This is a genomic window from Aestuariimicrobium sp. Y1814 (assembly GCF_050113895.1).
Taxonomy (GTDB): Bacteria; Actinomycetota; Actinomycetes; order Propionibacteriales; family Propionibacteriaceae; genus Aestuariimicrobium.
On record NZ_JBNJRW010000002.1, the window covers coordinates 302,665 to 320,570 of the forward strand.

Annotated in this window: 19 protein-coding genes; 4 read left to right on the top strand and 15 right to left on the bottom strand. The window is 69.7% G+C overall.

Features of this window, described 5'->3' with window-relative positions; genetic code table 11:
• Positions 1-20: 20 nt before the first annotated feature.
• The 11 genes from ACQE3C_RS03705 to ACQE3C_RS03755 form a co-directional block, all read right to left on the bottom strand.
• Positions 21-869: an ABC transporter permease gene (locus ACQE3C_RS03705; protein ID WP_434537852.1), complete on the bottom strand. Its 849-nt coding sequence runs from the start codon at positions 867-869 to the stop codon at positions 21-23.
• Positions 866-2,023, bottom strand: a complete 1,158-nt coding sequence (locus tag ACQE3C_RS03710; RefSeq protein WP_434537853.1) for an ABC transporter substrate-binding protein — start codon at positions 2,021-2,023, stop codon at positions 866-868. The genes ACQE3C_RS03705 and ACQE3C_RS03710 overlap by 4 nt, the downstream gene beginning before the upstream one ends.
• Positions 2,016-2,810, bottom strand: coding sequence for an ABC transporter ATP-binding protein (locus ACQE3C_RS03715; protein ID WP_434537854.1), 795 nt, complete (start codon positions 2,808-2,810; stop codon positions 2,016-2,018). The genes ACQE3C_RS03710 and ACQE3C_RS03715 overlap by 8 nt, the downstream gene beginning before the upstream one ends.
• Entirely contained in the window at positions 2,786-3,877 is a 1,092-nt protein-coding gene (locus tag ACQE3C_RS03720; RefSeq protein ID WP_434537855.1) for a hypothetical protein, read from the bottom strand. Before ACQE3C_RS03720 ends, ACQE3C_RS03715 begins: the two co-directional genes overlap by 25 nt.
• Positions 3,874-4,422, bottom strand: a complete 549-nt coding sequence (locus tag ACQE3C_RS03725) for a DUF4242 domain-containing protein (protein WP_434537856.1) — start codon at positions 4,420-4,422, stop codon at positions 3,874-3,876. The genes ACQE3C_RS03720 and ACQE3C_RS03725 overlap by 4 nt, the downstream gene beginning before the upstream one ends.
• A gap of 542 nt (positions 4,423-4,964) precedes the next feature.
• Positions 4,965-5,561: a hypothetical protein gene (locus ACQE3C_RS03730; protein ID WP_434537857.1), complete on the bottom strand. Its 597-nt coding sequence runs from the start codon at positions 5,559-5,561 to the stop codon at positions 4,965-4,967.
• A 667-nt stretch (positions 5,562-6,228) separates the two neighbouring features.
• On the bottom strand, positions 6,229-6,588 hold the full coding sequence (locus tag ACQE3C_RS03735) for a DUF488 domain-containing protein (RefSeq protein WP_434537858.1): 360 nt from the start codon (positions 6,586-6,588) through the stop codon (positions 6,229-6,231).
• A gap of 11 nt (positions 6,589-6,599) precedes the next feature.
• On the bottom strand, positions 6,600-7,001 hold the full coding sequence (locus ACQE3C_RS03740; protein ID WP_434537859.1) for a DUF3224 domain-containing protein: 402 nt from the start codon (positions 6,999-7,001) through the stop codon (positions 6,600-6,602).
• Positions 7,002-7,039: 38 nt separating this feature from the next.
• Positions 7,040-7,765, bottom strand: coding sequence for a YggS family pyridoxal phosphate-dependent enzyme (locus ACQE3C_RS03745; RefSeq protein ID WP_434537860.1), 726 nt, complete (start codon positions 7,763-7,765; stop codon positions 7,040-7,042).
• 13 nt (positions 7,766-7,778) lie between these two features.
• Positions 7,779-8,606, bottom strand: a complete 828-nt coding sequence (locus tag ACQE3C_RS03750; protein WP_434537861.1) for an HAD family hydrolase — start codon at positions 8,604-8,606, stop codon at positions 7,779-7,781.
• A gap of 170 nt (positions 8,607-8,776) precedes the next feature.
• Positions 8,777-9,406, bottom strand: a complete 630-nt coding sequence (locus ACQE3C_RS03755; protein ID WP_434537862.1) for a hypothetical protein — start codon at positions 9,404-9,406, stop codon at positions 8,777-8,779.
• 87 nt (positions 9,407-9,493) lie between these two features.
• Here ACQE3C_RS03755 and ACQE3C_RS03760 point away from each other — a divergent pair, with 87 nt between their 5' ends.
• Complete coding sequence (locus ACQE3C_RS03760) at positions 9,494-10,258, top strand: DUF1707 SHOCT-like domain-containing protein (RefSeq protein ID WP_434537863.1); 765 nt, start codon at positions 9,494-9,496, stop codon at positions 10,256-10,258.
• 26 nt (positions 10,259-10,284) lie between these two features.
• Here ACQE3C_RS03760 and ACQE3C_RS03765 read toward each other — a convergent pair whose 3' ends face one another.
• Together ACQE3C_RS03765 and ilvD are read right to left on the bottom strand one after the other, a co-directional pair.
• Complete coding sequence (locus ACQE3C_RS03765; RefSeq protein WP_434537864.1) at positions 10,285-11,895, bottom strand: FG-GAP repeat domain-containing protein; 1,611 nt, start codon at positions 11,893-11,895, stop codon at positions 10,285-10,287.
• A gap of 69 nt (positions 11,896-11,964) precedes the next feature.
• Positions 11,965-13,809 (bottom strand): dihydroxy-acid dehydratase, encoded by a 1,845-nt coding sequence (gene ilvD / locus ACQE3C_RS03770; protein ID WP_434537865.1) that lies wholly within the window; start codon positions 13,807-13,809, stop codon positions 11,965-11,967.
• A gap of 233 nt (positions 13,810-14,042) precedes the next feature.
• On the opposite strand from ilvD, the gene ACQE3C_RS03775 reads away from it, so the two are divergent.
• The 3 genes from ACQE3C_RS03775 to ACQE3C_RS03785 all read left to right on the top strand — a co-directional run bounded on the left by ACQE3C_RS03775 (position 14,043) and on the right by ACQE3C_RS03785 (position 16,560).
• Positions 14,043-14,813, top strand: coding sequence for a hypothetical protein (locus tag ACQE3C_RS03775; RefSeq protein ID WP_434537866.1), 771 nt, complete (start codon positions 14,043-14,045; stop codon positions 14,811-14,813).
• The gene (locus tag ACQE3C_RS03780; RefSeq protein WP_434537867.1) at positions 14,810-15,793 is read left to right on the top strand and encodes a hypothetical protein; all 984 of its coding nucleotides are present in this window, start codon (positions 14,810-14,812) and stop codon (positions 15,791-15,793) included. The genes ACQE3C_RS03775 and ACQE3C_RS03780 overlap by 4 nt, the downstream gene beginning before the upstream one ends.
• A gap of 131 nt (positions 15,794-15,924) precedes the next feature.
• Positions 15,925-16,560 carry a cysteine hydrolase gene (locus ACQE3C_RS03785; RefSeq protein ID WP_434537868.1) on the top strand — a complete coding sequence of 212 codons (636 nt, stop codon included), beginning with the start codon at positions 15,925-15,927 and terminating at the stop codon, positions 16,558-16,560.
• A gap of 204 nt (positions 16,561-16,764) precedes the next feature.
• Here the strand turns inward: ACQE3C_RS03785 and ACQE3C_RS03790 are convergent, their stop codons facing one another.
• Together ACQE3C_RS03790 and ACQE3C_RS03795 are read right to left on the bottom strand one after the other, a co-directional pair.
• Positions 16,765-16,989 carry a helix-turn-helix domain-containing protein gene (locus ACQE3C_RS03790; protein WP_434537869.1) on the bottom strand — a complete coding sequence of 75 codons (225 nt, stop codon included), beginning with the start codon at positions 16,987-16,989 and terminating at the stop codon, positions 16,765-16,767.
• Entirely contained in the window at positions 16,989-17,717 is a 729-nt protein-coding gene (locus tag ACQE3C_RS03795) for a DUF2975 domain-containing protein (RefSeq protein ID WP_434537870.1), read from the bottom strand. The genes ACQE3C_RS03790 and ACQE3C_RS03795 overlap by 1 nt, the downstream gene beginning before the upstream one ends.
• Between the last annotated feature and the right edge of the window lie 189 nt (positions 17,718-17,906).

Genomic DNA, 17,906 nt, shown 5'->3' on the forward strand with positions numbered 1-17,906 from the left:
CCGCCGCCGCTGACCTGCCCTCAGCGGGTGAACCGTCCTGCGCGTTCGTCGCGGCGCTCCCGGGGGGACGCGAAGGCCCACCTGGCCACCACGTCGAGGGCGAAGCCGATGGTGCCGATCACCAGGATGAGCGCGGTGATGTGGTGGTAGGCCAGCTGGTCCTTGGCGTTCAGCACCGCATAGCCCAGTCCCGAGGTCACGCCGAGCATCTCTGCCGGCACCAGCACCACCCAGCCCATGCCCATCGCGAGCCTGAGCCCGGCCAGCACATTCGGACGAATCGCCGGCAGCACCACGTGGCGTACCACCTCGGGGCCGGTGGCCCCCAGCGCGCGGGCCACCTGGCGGTGGGCCGGGCGCACGGCGCGGACCCCGTCGGCGGTGGCTGTCAGGATCGGCCACACCGCGGCGGCGGCGACCAGTGCCACGACGGGCAGGCCGCCGACCCCGAACGCGATGACCGCGACCGGTGCCCACGACAGCGGCGAGACCATCCGCAGGAACAGTTGCACCGGCCGGGTGGCCCGGTCGAGCCAGCCGAGGCTGCCGACGGCGATGCCGCCGACCACCCCGAACACGAACGCCACCCCGAGCCCGGCGAGCAGCCGGAACACCGACGAGGCGGCCGCGTCCAGCAGTGAGCCCGAGCGCCACAGTTCGACCAGCCCGGTCCAGGTGAGGGTCGGTGAGAACCCGGCCACCAAGGGACGGGACGCGAACAGCACGTCGGTCAGCAGCCACCAAACCCCGATGGCGGCACCGATGCCCAGCAGGGGCAGGGTCCAGTCGGGCAGCCGCAGCCTCGTCCGACCCCCGGTGCGGGGACCGGTGGTGGTGGGGACGGCGCGGTCGAAGGACAGTGCGCTCATGGTGCGATCAACTCCTGACGGGCGGCGATGGTGGCGCCGACCCGCTGCAGCGACGTGGTGACGAACCGGTCGTCGACCAGGTCGGTGTGGGCATCGGCGGCCTGGGCCGGCAGGAAGCTGGTGTCGCCGTCGATGGTGGTGGTGCGCAGCTGCTCGACCAATGCGGTCGTGTAGCTGGCATGGGGCCAGGCGCTGAACCCGAGTCGTTCGGGAGCCCAGTCGGCGTGCTTGATCACCTCGGCGTAGGGCTGCTGGGTGCGGGTGAACACCTTCGTGACGGCCGGCTCGGGCTGGGGCAGGAACCCCGCCCCGGTAAGCAGCGCCCCGGCCTCGCCGCGATGGTCACCCAGCCACGACTGGGCCGCGACCACGGCATCGGTGAGCGCCTGGACCGCCTGCGGGTGCTGGTCGACCAGGTCTTGCCGGACGGTGATGGCGCAGCAGGCGTGGTCGGCCCACAGGTCACCGAGGAAGCGGTGCACATGCCCGATCTTCTGGTTCTCGGCGACCGCGCTGAACGGGTCGGCCACGGCGAACCCGCTGATGCTGCCGCTGGCCAGGGCAGCGACCATTTCGGCCGGTGCCATGAGCACCAGTTCGACGGTGCCCGGACGAGCCGGCTCACCGATCACCGGCCGCAGCCCGGCCTCACGCAGCAGCCGTTGGCTGAGCACCGAGTGGATCGACCACCAGGCCGGCATCGCCAGCCGGGTGCCCGAGAGTTGTTCGGTGTTGGTGATGGTGTTGGCGACGGTCAGCGTCGACCCATTGGTGTGTCCCCACGAGACCACCTTGAGCGGCACCTTCTTGCCCAGCCGCAACTGCAGTGCCAGCGGCATCAGCAGGTGCACGGCGTCGACCGCGCCGACCGACAACGCCTGGGCGAGCGCATCCCAGGAGCGGAACAGCACCGGTGTGGCCGACGGCAACCCGGCGGCCTGCAGCAGGCCCTGTTCGTGGGCCACCAGCAGCGCCGAGGCGTCGGTGATGGGCAGGTAGCCGATCCGCAGTTCGCGGTCGAGCACGGCCGCCTCACGCCCGGCAAAGGGTTCGGCAGCGAGCCAGGCCCCTCGTCCGGCGAGGGCGGTCAGCCCCGCAGCGGTGCCGATGCGGCCCGCGGTACGCAGCAGGGAACGACGGTTGAGTTCAGCCATGGCGTGCTCCCGAGGGCAGTGCGTAGCCCGAGAACTCCGAGTCATCGGGTTCGAACTCGGGGTCGGCGTCGTAGCCGCGCCGCAGCTGCGCGCGCAGCCGGTGGGTCTGCGCGGCGGTGGCATCGGCGGCGGGGAAGTGGTTCGTCCACCCGTGCAGGATGCGCCCGTCACGGCTGACCAGCACGATGTCGTCGGCCACCACCAGCGCCTCGTCGAGATCGTGGGTGACCAGCACACTGGTCAGCTGCTCGGCCACGGCGGTGCTGCGCAGCCACTGCTGCAGTTCGTGGCGGGTGGCCGGGTCGAGCGCGCTGAAGGGCTCGTCGAGCACCAGCAGCCCCGGGGAGATGGCCAGCGCGCGGGCCAGCGCGGTGCGCTGGGCCTGACCGCCGCTGACCTCGTCCGGGTAGCGCTCGACGACATCGCCCAGCTGCAGCAGCGCGATCAGCCGGTCGACCTCTCCCGCCCCACCCTCGACCAGATCACGGTTGGCGCGCAGGCGCAGCCCCAGTCCGATGTTCTCGCGGATGGTCAGCCACTCGAACAGGTCGGGGTTCTGGCCCACCACCCCCTCGCGGGGGCGGGCGTCACCCTCGAAGCTGACGCTGCCCGACAACGGGACCAGTTCACGGGTCAGCAGCTTCAGCAGGGTCGACTTGCCAGCCCCGGACGGACCGAGGACGGCCAACTGCCGCCCCCGGACGATGTCGAGGGACAGGTCGTGGAGCACCGCACGACCGGCATAGCCGGCGGTGACGCCCCTCAGGCGAGCGAGGACAGTTCCCACCGCAGGTGTCCTTCCGAAGGTGATTGCACGGGCAGGAAGGCGGCCTCGCGGAACCGCCGGTTGGCGCCGGAGTTGACCAGGTAGCCTCGTCCGCCGGCCAGGGTCAGCTCGAGGCGGGTGGCCTCCTGGGCGAGGTGGCTGGCGTCGAGGCGCAGCTGCAGGTAGTCCCGCACCGGGGCGGAGCTGACGTCGGCGGCGAGCCGCTGCAGGCGGGCCCGGAACTCGCTGATCCGCTCGCCCAGGTCGCGTGCCTGGGCGCCGAACACGGAGTTCTCGGGGCGGTCGAGGGCCGGTTCGACCTCGGCCCACGAACGCTCGATGAGCCCGGCCGCGAACGCGGTCTGCAGCACCAGGAAGGTGGGCTTCACCTCGCGGACGAAGCCGGCCAGGTCAGTGCTGAGCACCTGCTCGGAACCCACCTTGACCGCTTCGAGGCGCAGGGACCCCGACGCGGTGGCATCGAGTGCCAGCAGGCCCTCGATGTGCCGAGGGGCCAGCCCGTCGTCACCGTGGCGCACCCAGACCACCAGCCCGTTGCCGTCGGGGGTGGCGGCCGGCAGCACGAGCACCGCGCCGGGCACCTGGTTGCTGATCCAGGTGACCTGGCCGTCGAGCACCCAGCCGCCGTCCCCGGTGGGGGTGGCGGTGATGCCGAGTTCGCCGAGGCCGGCCAGCGACTTCAGGGCCTGGGCCATGCCGGTGGCCCCGGCCACCTCGCCGTGGCGCAGCGCGCTGAGCAGCTCGGCGGTCGCAGGGCTGTGGGTGCCGCGGGCCAGGTAGTCGACCACGACGCGGTGCGCCCAGGCGGAGAAACCGGTCGAGAGGCACTCCCCGGCGAGTGCGGCGATGGTCGCCACGCTGGCGCGCAGGTCGCTCGCGTCGGCTCGACCGGCGAGCAGGTCGTCGATGCCCTGGTCGAGCAGGCCTGCCTCACCGAGGTCACGCAGCTTCGGTGCGACGGGCACACCGGCGGTGTCGACCTCGCGGGCATCGGCCGCCAGCTGGCGCAGGACGTCGCCCAGGGCGGGTGGGATGAGTGCGGGTGCGGGGGCGGTCAGGGTGCTCATGCGGGCTCCTCGGCGAGCTGGATCTGGGCGAGCTGGTGCAACCGGTCGATGGGGGTGCTGACGGCGGCGCGAGCACGCTCGACAGCGGCTTCGTCCGGGCCGTTGTAGAAGCACAGGCACTTCGCCATGTCCTCGCGCACGTAGGTGCGCAGGAAGTCGACCTCGGGCACGTTCGCGTACAGCGGGGTCTTCTCGGCCTTGCGGGTGAGATAGGTGTCCATGTCGATGTGGCTGGGGATGTCCCACTCGACCAGGTAGCCCGCCTCGGGGCGGGCGGCCTTGATGTCGTCCAGCTCGGCACCGACCAGGCGGACGAGGGCGGGGTCGGCGGCGACCTCGGCGTCGAGGCCCTCGAGCAGGGCGGCGACGGTGTCGGTGGTGTCGGCCTCGATGATCGCGAACAGTCGGGACTGGTCGGCGGTGACCTGGGCCTCGATCAGCTGGGCGTCGTGGGCGCGGGCGCGGCTGTCGAGGTCGGTGAGCAGGGCCAGGGCGTCGCGCTGGGAGGCGGTGGGGACGATCTCGACGAGGAACAGGTTGGACATGGCAATCTCCATCTGGGTGTGGTGGTTGTGGTTCGCCCCCCGGACGAGCGTGCGTCGGTGCCACGGGAGTGGGGTCGGCGGCGCAGGCCGGTGCGTGGGGCAGGCTGGCGCGCAGGGGGCGCTCAGCGTTCTCCGGTGGCGCGGACGACTGGTCCCCGGTTGGCCGGGGACCTCGAGGTGGTCAGCGCAGGGTGGGCCCGCTCAGGGGCGGCAACAGAGGGCGTGGCGCATCTTCACGGCGAGCCTGATGCTCGCCGAGGACAGGGTCAGCGTCGCGTTCTGCGACTGGGAGACCTGCATCATGGCGTGAACCCTTCCGGTGGTCCCGTGCCGAGGCGCGGTCACGTGGGACGTGGCGATGACGCTACGTGAGGCGGCGCGACCAGCGGAAGGGGTGGTCCAGCGCGTGAGAAATCCGGATGACTGGAATAAATCGCGGGTGCTCAACCTGGGTCGTGGCCGAACTCTCCATCCACCGCTACCTGTTCAGCCTGGCCGACAAGGATGGACGTCCTGGCCTGGACCTGACCCGGACGAGTGCGTCAGCCGAGCAGGTCGAAGGTCTTGACCTTCTTGCGGGGCGAGAAGGCGAACACGTAGTCGCTGCCCTCGCCGGGCTCGCGGGCACCGATGGCGAACCGGTCGCCCAGGTCGAAGGTGCGGGCGAAGGCCCGCACGGCCTTGACGCCGAGGGTGGTGTCGACCACCCGGCCGAACAGGTTCAGCACGGTGCCCTCGCCGTGCTCCGTGGCGCCGCCCAGGTCATGGCCATCCAGGTGGCCAACCCCCACCCAGCCGAGGTGGTTGTCCAGTGCCTGCTGGCCCTCGTCGAACAGCTGGGCGTCCTCGGGGTGGCTGAGGTCGGTGCTGTGGGTCCAGACCTGCAGCACCACCCAGCCCAGGTCGCCCTCGTCGATTTCGGTAAACCCGTCGGCGCTCGCCTGCTCACGGAACTGCTTCACCCGCTCGGCCATGGTGGGCAGCTGCTGGCGGAAGACCGGCTTGCCACGGGTGCCCAGGTGGGAGGTCTTGCCCTTGGTGCCCACCTTGCCCTCATGGATGATCAGCAGGCTGCCGTCCTTCCACGCCTTGCGGTAGAACAGCACCCCCGCCTCATCGCGGCGATACGTCTTGATCATGGTTGCTGTTTTCACTCTCAGATGTGTCCGGGTCAAACACTGGCTCGTCATCGACAGCAGTGGGTTGGCTAGCGTCCGCAATGTGCTGCTGCTCCGCCTTCTTGCGTGACTTTGGGTCTTGGACGAACTCCACACCGTGAAGGGGTCTGCAGCGGGGGACTTTGTGAGCGGGTCTGGGTTCCATCCTGTTGGGCAGGGTATCGCCGTAATCACCAATCACGATCTCTTGTGCGAATCTCTTGTCGTGCCTGGCAGGTGGTGACGTCCATTCAATGCGGATCCGTGAGAGGTACTCAGCATTGAACAGGGAGATCGTCAGCTTCTCTCCTGGTCGAACTCGGGCAACTCGAGGGTTCCATGCCAATGGGGTTTCGGAGGTGAGGTTCGATGCACGCAGGTAGGCCCAGCAGTCTTCGGCTGTTAGCTCCACATCGTAAGCGTCTCCGTCCCCGACGTTCATCAAGCTGATGGTGCCGTGTAGCACCGAGTGGCCCCCCGGGTCTCCGGGATCCTGATACCCATCTGGCTGTTGGCGGGAGTGGTGCCATCTCACGATCGGCCTCTGCCACCACCAAAGCCAGAGGGAAAGTGCAGCCGACACAAGCGCCACAACTGCAGCGGCCCAGGTGGCGATCAGCATGCTCATCCGAATGGTCCGATCACTGGTTCAATCCAGTTCCTTGCGGAGCATCCCGGCCAGCACAACGGCCTGGTTGTGGTCGGCGTCGTGGGCCGAGTACAGCAGCACCACCTGTTCGAAGCCGCGCACCTCGTCCAGCAGCTCGGCGAAGGCGTGCGCATTGTCGCCGACGAGTTCGGCCCGGTAGCGCTCGGCGAACTCCTCGAAACGTGCGGGGTCGTGGCCGAACCACTGCCGCAGTTCATCGGATGGCCCGACCCGCTTGAGCCAGGTGACCCCCGCCAACTGTTCCTTGGACACGCCGCGTGGCCACAGCCTGTCCACGAGGACCGGGTGCCAGCCGGGTGGTAGGCCCTCGTACACCCGGGCCGTCCTGATCTCGGTCATGGTCAGCCCGCTCAGCGGGGGATCGTGTAGGTCAGCTCGTAGTGGTGGACGCCCTGGTCGTCGATCTCCAGGTCCATCCGCCCCTTCAACCCGACCAGTTGGTCGGTGCCCGAGCCGTTGACGACCTGGTAGTACAGGGTCTCCTCGCCCAGGTCGAGGTCGCCGAACTGCTGCAGCAGGAAGCTGCCAGGGCGCCCGGCCAGGGTGCCGCGGACGACCTCGATGGCGACATAGCCGGCCAGCCCGGTCGCCGGGTCACCCCCGGTGAGCATCACGCCGGTGCCGCTGCCCGCGATGTCCCCCCGCCAGGTCTTGGTCAGGCCGAACCGGTCGACGGCCCCGTCGACCGCAGTGCCCGGGGGTGACATCTCGAGGGTGAAGGTGCCGGTCGCTGTCCTGGGTGGGGTCTCCATGGGGGCAATCTAGCCGGTGGCGCTGACAGGTTCGTCCCTCAGCGCGGCGCGGCCCCCGGCCAGTAGGCATTGGGGTCGAGCCGGGAACCGAAGATGGCCTGCCCGACCCGCACGCAGGTGGCGCCATGTTCGATGGCCAGCTCGAAGTCGCCCGACATGCCCATGGACAGCTCGTCCCAGCCACCGCCGTCGGCGTCGCGCAGCTCACGCTGGACCTGCTGCATGACCTCGAAACACGCCCGGATGCGGGCCTGGTCGTCGGTGAACAGCGCCAGGGTCATCAGGCCCCGCACGTCCAACGCGTCGAAGGCCGACAGTTCCCGGGTGAAGGCCAGCACCTCGTCGGGCGGCAGGCCGTACTTCTGCGGTTCATCGGACGAGTTGACCTGCACCAGTACTTCGAGGCGTCGTCCCTCGGCCTGCAGCCGCTTGTCGAGTTCGGCCGCCACCTTCAGCGACGACAGGGCCTGGAACTCGGAGGCGAACTGGGCCACGAAGCGGGCCTTGTTGGTCTGCAGGTGCCCGATCACCGCCCACTCGATGTCGGTGTCGGCCAGTTCCTCGGCCTTGGACTGCGCCTCCTGCACCTTGTTCTCACCGAAGCGCCGGTAGCCCAGCTCGCGCACCGCGAGGATGTCGGCCGGCGGTTTGGTCTTGCTGACCGGCAGCAGCCTCACCTCGGCGGCATCACGACCCGCCCGCGCAGCGGCAGCAGCAATCCGCTGCTCGATGGCGGCGACGTTGGTGGCGAGCTGGCTGGTCATGGCCCGGTGCAGGTCAGCCGCGGGCGGCCAGGAAGGCATCCACGAACTGCGCCACACCCTCCTCCAGGTGGTGGGGCAGCACCATGGTGGCGACCTCCTTGACCTCGGGACGGGCGTTCTCCATCGCCATCGGCCAGCCGATGCTCGACAGCCAGCGCACGTCGTTGCCGCCGTCACCGGCGCCGGCGACGGTGGCCGGGTCGATGTTGAGGTGCTCGAGCAGGAACCGGACGCCGTCCTCCTTGTCGGAATGGGGGCCGGTGACCTCGCAGGCCTCGTCCAGCGAGAGGGTGGCGTTCTCGGTCAGCTCGCGCACGAGGGGGAAGAACTCGGCCATCCGCTCGGCGTTGGTGCCCGGCATCAGCTTCAGGATGGTGGCCGGGTCGACCTCGCGCAGGTCGGTCGGGATCGGCACGATGCCCTCATTGGCCGACGGCAGGAAGTGCAGCAGCCACTCATCGCCCTCGGCGCCGGCCTGCCACAGGATGTCCTCGTCGCGGAAGGCGGCCAGCGGCACCTGCTCGGTGCGGCACAACTCGATCACCTGGGCGGCCAGGTCGGCGGGCACCGGGTCGCGGCGCAACACCTCACCGGTGGCGATGTCGGCGTTCAGCGCACCGTTGGCCGCGCTCGTCCAGCCGTGCAGGCCGGCGTCGTGCAGCGCCTTGGCGCAGGCGTAGGGGTGGCGACCCGAGACGATGATCAAGGTGAGACCGGCGGCGTCCAGTTTCCGCAGGGCCTCGAGGCTGGCCTGGCTGACCTGGTGGTCGGCGTCGGTCAGGGTCCCGTCGACGTCGAAGCACAAGGTGGTGACGTTGGCCATCTCAGCTGGGATCTGCATTCTTCCTCCGGTTCGGTTGCCCTCATCCTAGGGGTCCGACCGCGGGTTCCAGAGGTCGGCCCACGACCGGACGACCCGCCGCCGAAGCCACGTTTGCGACGCTGGGCATCATTGCCTCAGTTGGACGCGGGGCAAGGCGTTGAACTGAGGTATCCACGGGCGGAGTCGCCTCAGAAGTCTTCCCCGGCCCCGGCCGAGTCCTCGCGGGCGTCGTTCCACAGTTCGTCGTCGTCGCCGACACCCACCTCGATCCGGCGCCAGACCAGGTGGGCCAGCCCGATCGGCAGGATGATGCCGAAGGCGATCGCCAGCGGGGCGACCAACCACAGTGGTGCACACAGCAGCATCAGCAGGGTCGAGCCGACGGCTCGTCCGGGGTATTCGAGGATGCGGCGCATCGTCTCGGTCATCACCTGGGCGCGGGTCGCCGGCATCGGCAGGGTGCCGGCGGCGCGCACGTAGTTGGCCAGCAGCACCGCCCCCAGCAGGTAGACCACCGCCAGCACGGCCAGGCCCACGATGCGGGTGGTGCCCGACAGGTAGGCCCCCACCGACAGGAAGGACGCCGCACCGAGGACGCCCAGCACGGCGGCGGCCAGGCTCAACCACCAGTCCCGTGTGAAGGTGCGCTTGATCTGCGAGAGGACGATGTGGGGTGCCTGGCGGTGCGCGGCATCGACGTTGGCGACTACGCGGGTGGCGCCGGCCCAGGCCGGCAGGGCGGTCACGACGCCCAGGCAGCAGGCGAAGGCCGCGACGTTGGCGGCGGCCAGGGTGGTGCTGCGGTGCAGGATTGCCATGGGTCCCCTCTCGGTGAAAATGCTAGTCCAGACCAGGGACGGCCCCGGTCCGTGCCCGAGTACGATGGGCGCCACAGGAGGTGTGGGATGGCAGGCGACGAACCCGACAAGCCCCCGAGCGCCACGGCGACGGGCTGGGACGGGTTCGCCGCGGACCCCCGGGACCCCGACAACGCCGAGTACCGGGCCAGTGATGCCGACCGCCACCACACCTTCGAGGTGCTGGCCGAGGCCTACAGCGACGGCCGCCTCGACCACGAGGAGTACGAGCAGCGCCTCGACCAGGCCCTGAAGGCCCGCACCCTGGGTGAGTTCCCCCCGCTGATCAATGACCTGCTGGTGCCCAAGCGGCGCTTCCTGCCCTCGACGCACCGCAGCAACCCCGCCGACCGCCGGGAGGAGGGCCGCCGGGCCGCCCGCGGTGCCTGGATGGGCTGGATCGGGCTGGCCATGCTGTTCAACCTGATCTGGTTGGCCACGGTCATCGGCACCGGCTCATTCATCTACTGGTGGCCGTTCTGGCCCATGCTGGGCACCGCCATCCCGACCCTGCTGGCGGCCACGGCCGCGCGGCGTCGGGCCGAGCGCCCCGAACCTCAGCCGTTGTACCCGCCCGGGCAGGTGCCGCCGGAACTGGTGCCGCCGCCGGTGATGCTGGAGCGGCGCGACCCGCTGCCCCGGCCGCAGGCCCGTGGCCTCGCCGGCCCCGGTGGCATCGGGGGCCCGGGCGGCATTGGCGGCCCGCGGATGATGCCCCCACCCGGGCTCACCGCCGAACAGCGGATGGCCTGGTTGCGCCAGCGCCAGGCCGAGGAACGGCGCCGCCGCGGCGGTCCACCGCCCCGCCGCTAGCGCCTCGTCCGGGTTGGGGACGAACCTCAGGCGAGCAGCCGGATCCCCACCAGGCCACTGCCGAGCTGGGCCGGCCCACCCCAGGTGGAACCGTGGTTCCAGTAGGCCCACAGGGTGCCATCGCTGCGCAGCGAGACCAGGTCACGGCGTTGGTCGTTGTTGATGTCACCCGGGGAGGTCACCGGCCCCATCGAGTGCCAGTTCTGGCCGACCTTCGCGGCGCTGGTGATCAGCCCGCGGTTGCTGAAGGCATAGCGAATCAGGTCGCCACCAGTGGTGATGGCCAGCAGGTCGGGCACCTGGTCACCGCTGAAGTCGTCGACCGTGGTGGTCAACCGGATGCCGTTCCAGTTGCGCCCGATGACGCTGGCATTGCCGAGCACCCCCGCCGACGAGAACGAGTAGCGGATCAGGCGTCCGTCGGCGGCGCGGGCGACCAGGTCGGGGCGTCCGTCGCCGGTGATGTCGCGCAGCACCGTCATCAGTGACATCGACCCCCAGCCGCGGCCGACCTGCACGGCGCTGCCGAAGCGGCCCTGCCCGATGCCGCGGTAGGCGAACATGGCGCCGTCATCGCGCAGCCCGACCAGGTCGGTGCGGCCGTCGCCGTCCAGGTCAGGCACCAGGGAGACCCAGCGGAAACTGCCCCACCCCTGGCCCACGACCATCGCCGACGAGATGCTCGGGCCGAGGGTCGCGTACATCCGCAGCGTCCCGTCGGTGTGCACGGCCAGCACGTCGGGGGTGCCGTCGGAGTTGAGGTCACCGAACTGGTCGACCTGCCCGAAGCTGCACGCCGACCCGGTCGGGCGGGCGCACACCCAGTACTGGCCCGCCGAGGTGGTCGCCGTCGAGGTGACCAGCACGTACAGCAGGGTGCCCGGGGCATTCACGGTCAACTCGTTGCACGGGTTGGCGCTGCCCTGGGCGCAGTCGGTGCTGCTGGCCAGCAGGGTGCCGTTGGACGAGTACAGCCGCAGCGCGAGGTTTCGTCCGAGGCCGGCCGCCAGGTTGGCGGTCGAGACGGTGTAGCTGCGCCCGGCGGTGGTGCCCACCCGGACGACGTCCACGTCGGGGCCCTCGTGCGCGTGGGCCCCGGGCAGGCTGTGCAGGGACTGGATGCTCCAGCGCCACGGCGCCAGCGGGGAGGCGGTCGCGAAGGAGTTGTTCGGCTCCCAGTCGGGCGTCCAGGTCATCTGGGCCGGCGGCGGCAGCACCCGGATGCTGTAGTTTCCGGTGCGACCCAGGGTGTGGGCCGCCCGCACCGAGGTGCGCTGGCCGGCCTGGGTGGTGATCTCGAGGCGGGCCACCGTCAGCCCGGAGCCTACACAGCTCTCACCGGTCCTCGTCCCGGAGGCGTTGTAGCCGACGAGGCAGGCACCGTCCAGGGCCGGGGACGTGTTGAACAACTCCACCGTGTAGGTGCCGGTGTGGGGCGCCACGAAGGTGTAGAAGTCGACGTCACTGCTGCTGGACAACGCACCGGTGCGCCCGGCCAGGCCGACCGTGATGGGGGTGGCCGTGGCGAGCGTGTTGTTCGGTTCCGGGTCGTTCGCCCGCGCGGTGACGGGCAGCAGCACCACGGTGATGGCGGCTGCCAACAGGGCGAGGGTCCAGCGGCGGAGGAAGGAAGCCATGGGGCAGCCTAACCCGGGCGCTGGGGTGGGCCGGGTACCCCGCCCGGGTGGGCCGGGTCTCTCAGGCGGTCAGTCGACCAAGCGGGCGGCACCCTTGTCGGCGGACTGGGCGAACTTCGCGAAGATCTTCAGTGCGGCCGAGACCTCACGCTCACGCGACTTCGGCTTCCAGCCGGCCTCATCGGCGGCAGCGCGACGCTGGGCCAGCACGTCCTCGGGCACGTCCAGGACGATCGAGCGGTTCGGGATGTCGATCTCGATCAGGTCGCCGTCCTCGACCAGGCCGATGGTGCCACCGGCCGCCGCCTCGGGCGAGATGTGGCCCAGGGACAGGCCCGAGGAACCACCCGAGAAGCGGCCGTCGGTGATCAGCGCACACTTGGGGCCGAGCCCGACACCCTTCAGGTAGCTGGTCGGGTACAGCATCTCCTGCATGCCCGGGCCACCCTTCGGGCCCTCGTAGCGCACGACCACCACGTCACCCTCGACGACCTTGCCGTCCAGGATCATCTCGACGGCCTCGTCCTGGCTCTCGGCGACCTTCGCCGGGCCACGGAACTGCCACTGGTGCTCGGGCACCCCGGCGGTCTTGACGATCGCCCCGTCCTCGGCGAGGTTGCCGTGCAGCACCGCCAGACCACCCTCGAGGGTGTAGGCGTGCTCGACCGACCGGATGCAGCCGTTCTCCGCGTCGGTGTCCAGGCTCTCCCAGCGGTTGGTGGACGAGAATGCCTCGGTGGTGCGGACCCCACCGGGCGCGGCGTACCAGAGGTCCTTGGCAGCATCGGAGGAGGTGCCGCTGCGCAGGTCCCAGTCGGCCATCCACTGCTCGAGGCTGGGGGAGTGGACCGCGTGCACGTCTTCGTCGAGCATGCCGGCGCGGTACAGCTCACCCATGATGGCCGGGATGCCGCCGGCGCGGTGGACGTCCTCCATGTAGTAGTTGTGCGTGTTCGGGGCGACCTTGCAGATGCAGGGGGTGACCCGGCTGAGCCGGTCGATGTCGGTCTGGGTGAAGTCGACGCCAGCCTCCTGGGCGGCGGCGAGCAGGTGCAGCACGGTGTTGGTCGACCCGCCCATGGCGATGTCGATGCGCATGGCGTTCTCGAAGGCGGCCTTGGTCGCGATCGAGCGGGGCAGCACCGACGCGTCGTCCTCGTCGTACCAGCGGTGGGCCAGCTCGACGACCAGGCGCCCGGCGTCCAGGAACAGGTCGCGGCGCTTGGCGGCGGTGGCCAGGGTCGAGCCGTTGCCCGGCAGCGACAGCCCGAGCACCTCGGTTAGGCAGTTCATCGAGTTGGCGGTGAACATGCCCGAGCAGGAGCCACAGGTGGGGCAGGCCGACTGCTCGATGGTGGTGATCTCGGCGTCGGAGACCGAATCGTCCACGGCCTTTACCATGGCGTCGATCAGGTCGAGCCGGGTGCTGGCGGTGCCGGTCTCGGAGTTGATCATCGCGGTGCCGGCCTCCATCGGGCCGCCGGAGACGAAGACGACGGGGATGTTCAACCGCAGCGCGGCCAGCAGGTGGCCCGGGGTGATCTTGTCGCAGTTGCTGATGCAGACCAGCGCGTCGGCCTGGTGGGCGTTGACCATGTACTCGATGGCGTCGGCGATCACCTCACGGCTGGGCAGCGAGTAGAGCATGCCGGAATGGCCCATGGCAATGCCGTCGTCGACGGCGATGGTGTTGAACTCCTTGGCGACCCCACCGGCTTCCTTGACGGCACCGGCGACCAGCTGGCCCATGTCCTTGAGATGCACGTGGCCGGGCACGAACTGGGTGAACGAGTTGGCGATCGCGATGATCGGCTTGCCGAAGTCCGACTCCTCGGTGCCGGTGGCACGCCACAGCGCGCGAGCGCCGGCCATGTTGCGGCCATGGGTGGTGGTGCGGGACCGAAGAACTGGCATGGGGAGGACTCCTTGGTGAGGGCCGCCCCGGACACGGGCGGCAACCTTTCCGAGTCTATTCACGCCGGTGGAGGCCCCCCGGTGCGGGTCGCGATGCGGTCAGCCCAGCAGTGTGCATCGACCGGCCGACAATGGCCCCTGGGCGGGGAATGGTCCTGGTCGATGCACGCTGCTGGGTGAAAGGGGCACACGGCGGCCTAGGATGAAGGCGAGGTCCCACCGAGAGGAACAACATGGGCCCGCTCTGGGAGTTCATCCGGCTCGTGTTCACCACGGCCGGTGACGTGATGACCCTGCGGGCCCCGGCAGAGGTGATCGGGGCCACCGACCAACGCTGGCAGGTGGCTGTCGCCATCGCCGTCGTCGCGGCGCTGTCGGGGCTGTTGGGCAATGCCGGGTTCCTCGCCATCAACCGGGTCCGCGGGCTGTGGGTGGTGGCCGCCTGGGCACTGGCCAGCCTGCAGAGCCTGGTCGCTCTGGCCTTCCAGGGCCTGGTGCTGTGGTTGGCGGCCTGGGTGGCGCTCAGTGACGTGCCCGACGTGGGCTCGGTCGTCCGGGTGGTGTTGTTGTCGACGGCCCCGCTGTGGTTCGCGGTGCTGGCGATCACGCCCTACCTGGGGCCGCTGGTGCTGCGGGTGCTGTGGGCCTGGCAACTGCTGACGCTGTGGGGGCTGATGAACTACCTGCTGCCCGACCACTACAGCGACTGGGGGGTACTGGGCGTGGTGGTCGTCGCCTGGCTCGCAGCCACTCTGGTCAAGATGTTGCTGAACCCGGTGGTGCAGTGGGTGCGGCGCGCGCTGTGGCGCGGGGTGATGCGTCGTCCGCTGCGCACCAGCACCCGTGAACTGCTCGAGGCCTCCACCCCGCTGCCGCTGGTGCGCCAGCACGCCCCGCCCACCCGCGACTCCGACGAGGTCCATTCGATGCTGGGCGCCCACCACCGCGGCAACCAGCCCAGCCCCGACCCGGCCCCAGGCCCACTCGAGGGGGGAGGCGAATGATCGCGATCATCGAGGCCCTGGTCGTCCTGGTGGTGGCGGTCGCCGTCATCGCCTGGATCAGCTCGCCGCTGGAAACCCTGTCCTGGTACGCGCGCCGCGGCGCCCGCCAGACCCGGGTTGCGGCCGAGGAGTTCCAGGCGGCGCTGGCCACCGCCCCCGACGCCGACCGGGCGCCGCGGGTGTTCATCGTCTACTTCTCGGGCATCGCCGCCTATGACGACGACTACGTCGCCCGGGCGGAGCGGCCCATCCTGAAGCGGCTGCAGCAGACCTTCCCCGAGATCACCCTGGTCGAGGGCCTCTACCCCTACGCCATGGAGAACCGGGACCTGGTCGACGACCGCCGCTCGTCCCCGTTCTGGCGGTGGGTGGTCAAGCGCAAGCGCTCGAAGCGCTGGGGCTGGCTCTCGGTGACCTTCATCAACCTGCGCAACATCTTCCAGGTGCTCGTCTCGGCCGACGCCCGCTACGGCCCGGTCTACTCGGCCGGCATCGCCCAGACCACCTGGACCCACCTGACCCGCGAGGGGTTCCTGCCCGGCATCGACAAGCTCGTCCTGATCGGCTGGAGCGGTGGCGCCCAGATCGCCTCCGGCGCTGCCTGGTACCTGGGCTCGGCGGGTGCGCGGCTGACCCTGCTGAACCTCGGCGGCATCTACACCGCAGACCCCGGGCTCGAGCGCGCCCAGAAGATCATCCACCTGTACGGCGAGAAGGACTGGCAGTGCCGCTGGATGGCCCCGGTCGTGTTCCCCAAGCGGCGCCGCTGGGCACGTCGCTCGACCTGGGTGAATGCCCGCAACGAGGGACGACTGGTCGAGCGCATGATCGGCCCGTTCAAGCACATCGGGCCGGGTTCCTACCTGTCCTCGGCCCGCGTGCCGGACGGGCGGACCAGCTCCCAGGCCACCTCCGACGCGATCGCTGACGCGCTGGTCGAGGTGGGCCTGGTCACCCGCGGAGCCGGCTCGTCCGACTGAGTTGACCCACTGGCTCGACGGACTGACTCGTCGGGCGGGGGACGAGGGAGTGCGCTGCCCCCTTGCCCGCGGCGCGGATTCGGGTAAGCCTTGACCCAGAGCCACTCCCACGATCCGGAAAAGGACACACCATGAGCTCGAAGAACACTGCCGTTCTGCTGGTCGAGTACCAGAACGACTTCACCACCCCCGGCGGCGTGCTGCACGAGGCCGTCAAGCCCACCATGGACCAGACCAACATGCTGGAGAACTCCAAGCAGGTCGTCGAACAGGCCCGGGCCGCCGGTGCGACGATCATCCACATCCCGATCAGCTTCGCTCCCGGCTACCACGAGATCACCAGCCACCCCTACGGCATCCTCAAGGGCGTCGTCGACTCCAACGCCTTCGTCAAGGGTGAATGGGGTAGCCAGATCAGTGATGAGCTCGCCCCGCAGGAAGGTGACATCGTCGTCGAGGGCAAGCGTGGGCTGGACACCTTCGGCAGCACCAATCTGGACTTCATCCTGCGCAGCAAGGGCATCGACCGGGTGGCCATCGGCGGCTTCCTGACCAACTGCTGCGTCGAGTCGACCATGCGCTCGGCCTATGAGAAGGGCTACGACGTAATCACCATGACCGACTGCGTCGCGGCCACCAGCCCCGAGGAGCACGAGAACGCCATCAAGTTCGACTACCCGATGTTCTCGCGCCCGATGACGGGCCAGGAGTTCCTGGCCGAGCTGTCCGGTGAGGGTTCGGCCGAGGACACCAGCCGCGGGTACTGACCCTCGGGTCCGGCGGTTGGCGGTTGGCGTGGCGGGGCGGTGTTGGCCGGGCGGGTCCGGTGTTGGCCGGGCGGGTATCCACCGCTCGTCCGGCGGCACCACCCCCCACCCACCGCGGATGCGCAGGTTTCTGCCTGGAATCGTCGCTGCCAGAGATGGGACGAAGGCGAAACCTGCGCAAACTCGGGTGGCAGGGGTGTGGGGCTACGCCGGGATGACCTCGAACAGGTCTCCGATCGAGCAGTCGAGGGCGTCGCAGATGGCGGTGAGGGTTGAGAAGCGCACCGCCTTGGCGCGGTTGTTCTTCAGGATGCTGAGGTTGACCACGCTCACACCAACCTGCTCGGCCAGGGCGGTGAGCGTCAGGTCACGGTCAGCCAGCAACTCGTCGAGCCGACAACGGACGCGGTGGGGATCGTCGACGGGCATCAGACCAGGCCTTCCAAGTCGTCACCCATCGCCTGGCCCTTGACGAACACCTGGGTGAGCAACAGCAGCAGCATGCCGACCAGGACCGGCCAGAACACCGTGGGGCTGAACAGCAGCGTGACCTCGGGCGATTCCTGCAGTTGGGCGCTGAGCGCGAACCGGGTGCCGAGTTCGAGGAAGGGCACGATCAGGCCACCGAACATGATCATGATCGCCAGCGCACGCAGCCGGCTGATGGTGGCCTCGGCGAAGGCCTCACCGCGGTGGATGCGCGTGGTGATCCCGAGCAGCAGCCAGGCGCCGACGCCGACCAGGGCTGATCGCAGGATGGTGGGTGCGGCCACGAGCAAACGCTGGCCGATGGTCGGGGAGGAGATCGTCCAGACCCATTCGGCCTGATGGGCGAGCGTGACGTTGGCGGCAGTGCCGTCCGGAGTGGCCACCGCGGCCACGGACGGGGCGGCGGTGACGTAGTCAACGGTGTCGGTGGGCCACAGGGCGCTGACGATGATCGCTGCGGCACCGACCATGACCAACACCAAGATGATGCGCGTGATCAGGACGTCGGTGGTCGACAGCGGTGCGCTTATCGCCCGGGTGATGGGGTTGGGCTTGCCGGACGAGCCGGTCTTGTCGGAGCCGGGGTCCTGGGGGATGGGTTCGTCCGAGGCGGGCCGTTCGGAGGGGTTCTCGAAGCGGGCGCTCTCGGGGGTGCTGTTCTCGGACATGGCGGGAATCCTTCGCATGGAGGGACGGATGAATGGGCCCACAACCAACATAACGACTTTCGTTGTTATCGTCAATCGTTATGGTGGGATTCGTGTCGAGGCCCTCGGTCCCTGGTGGCGCTGCCCCCTTGCACCCCGCCACCCAGCGCTTGCGCAGGTTTCGTCCTCGTGCCATCTCTGGCAGCGCGG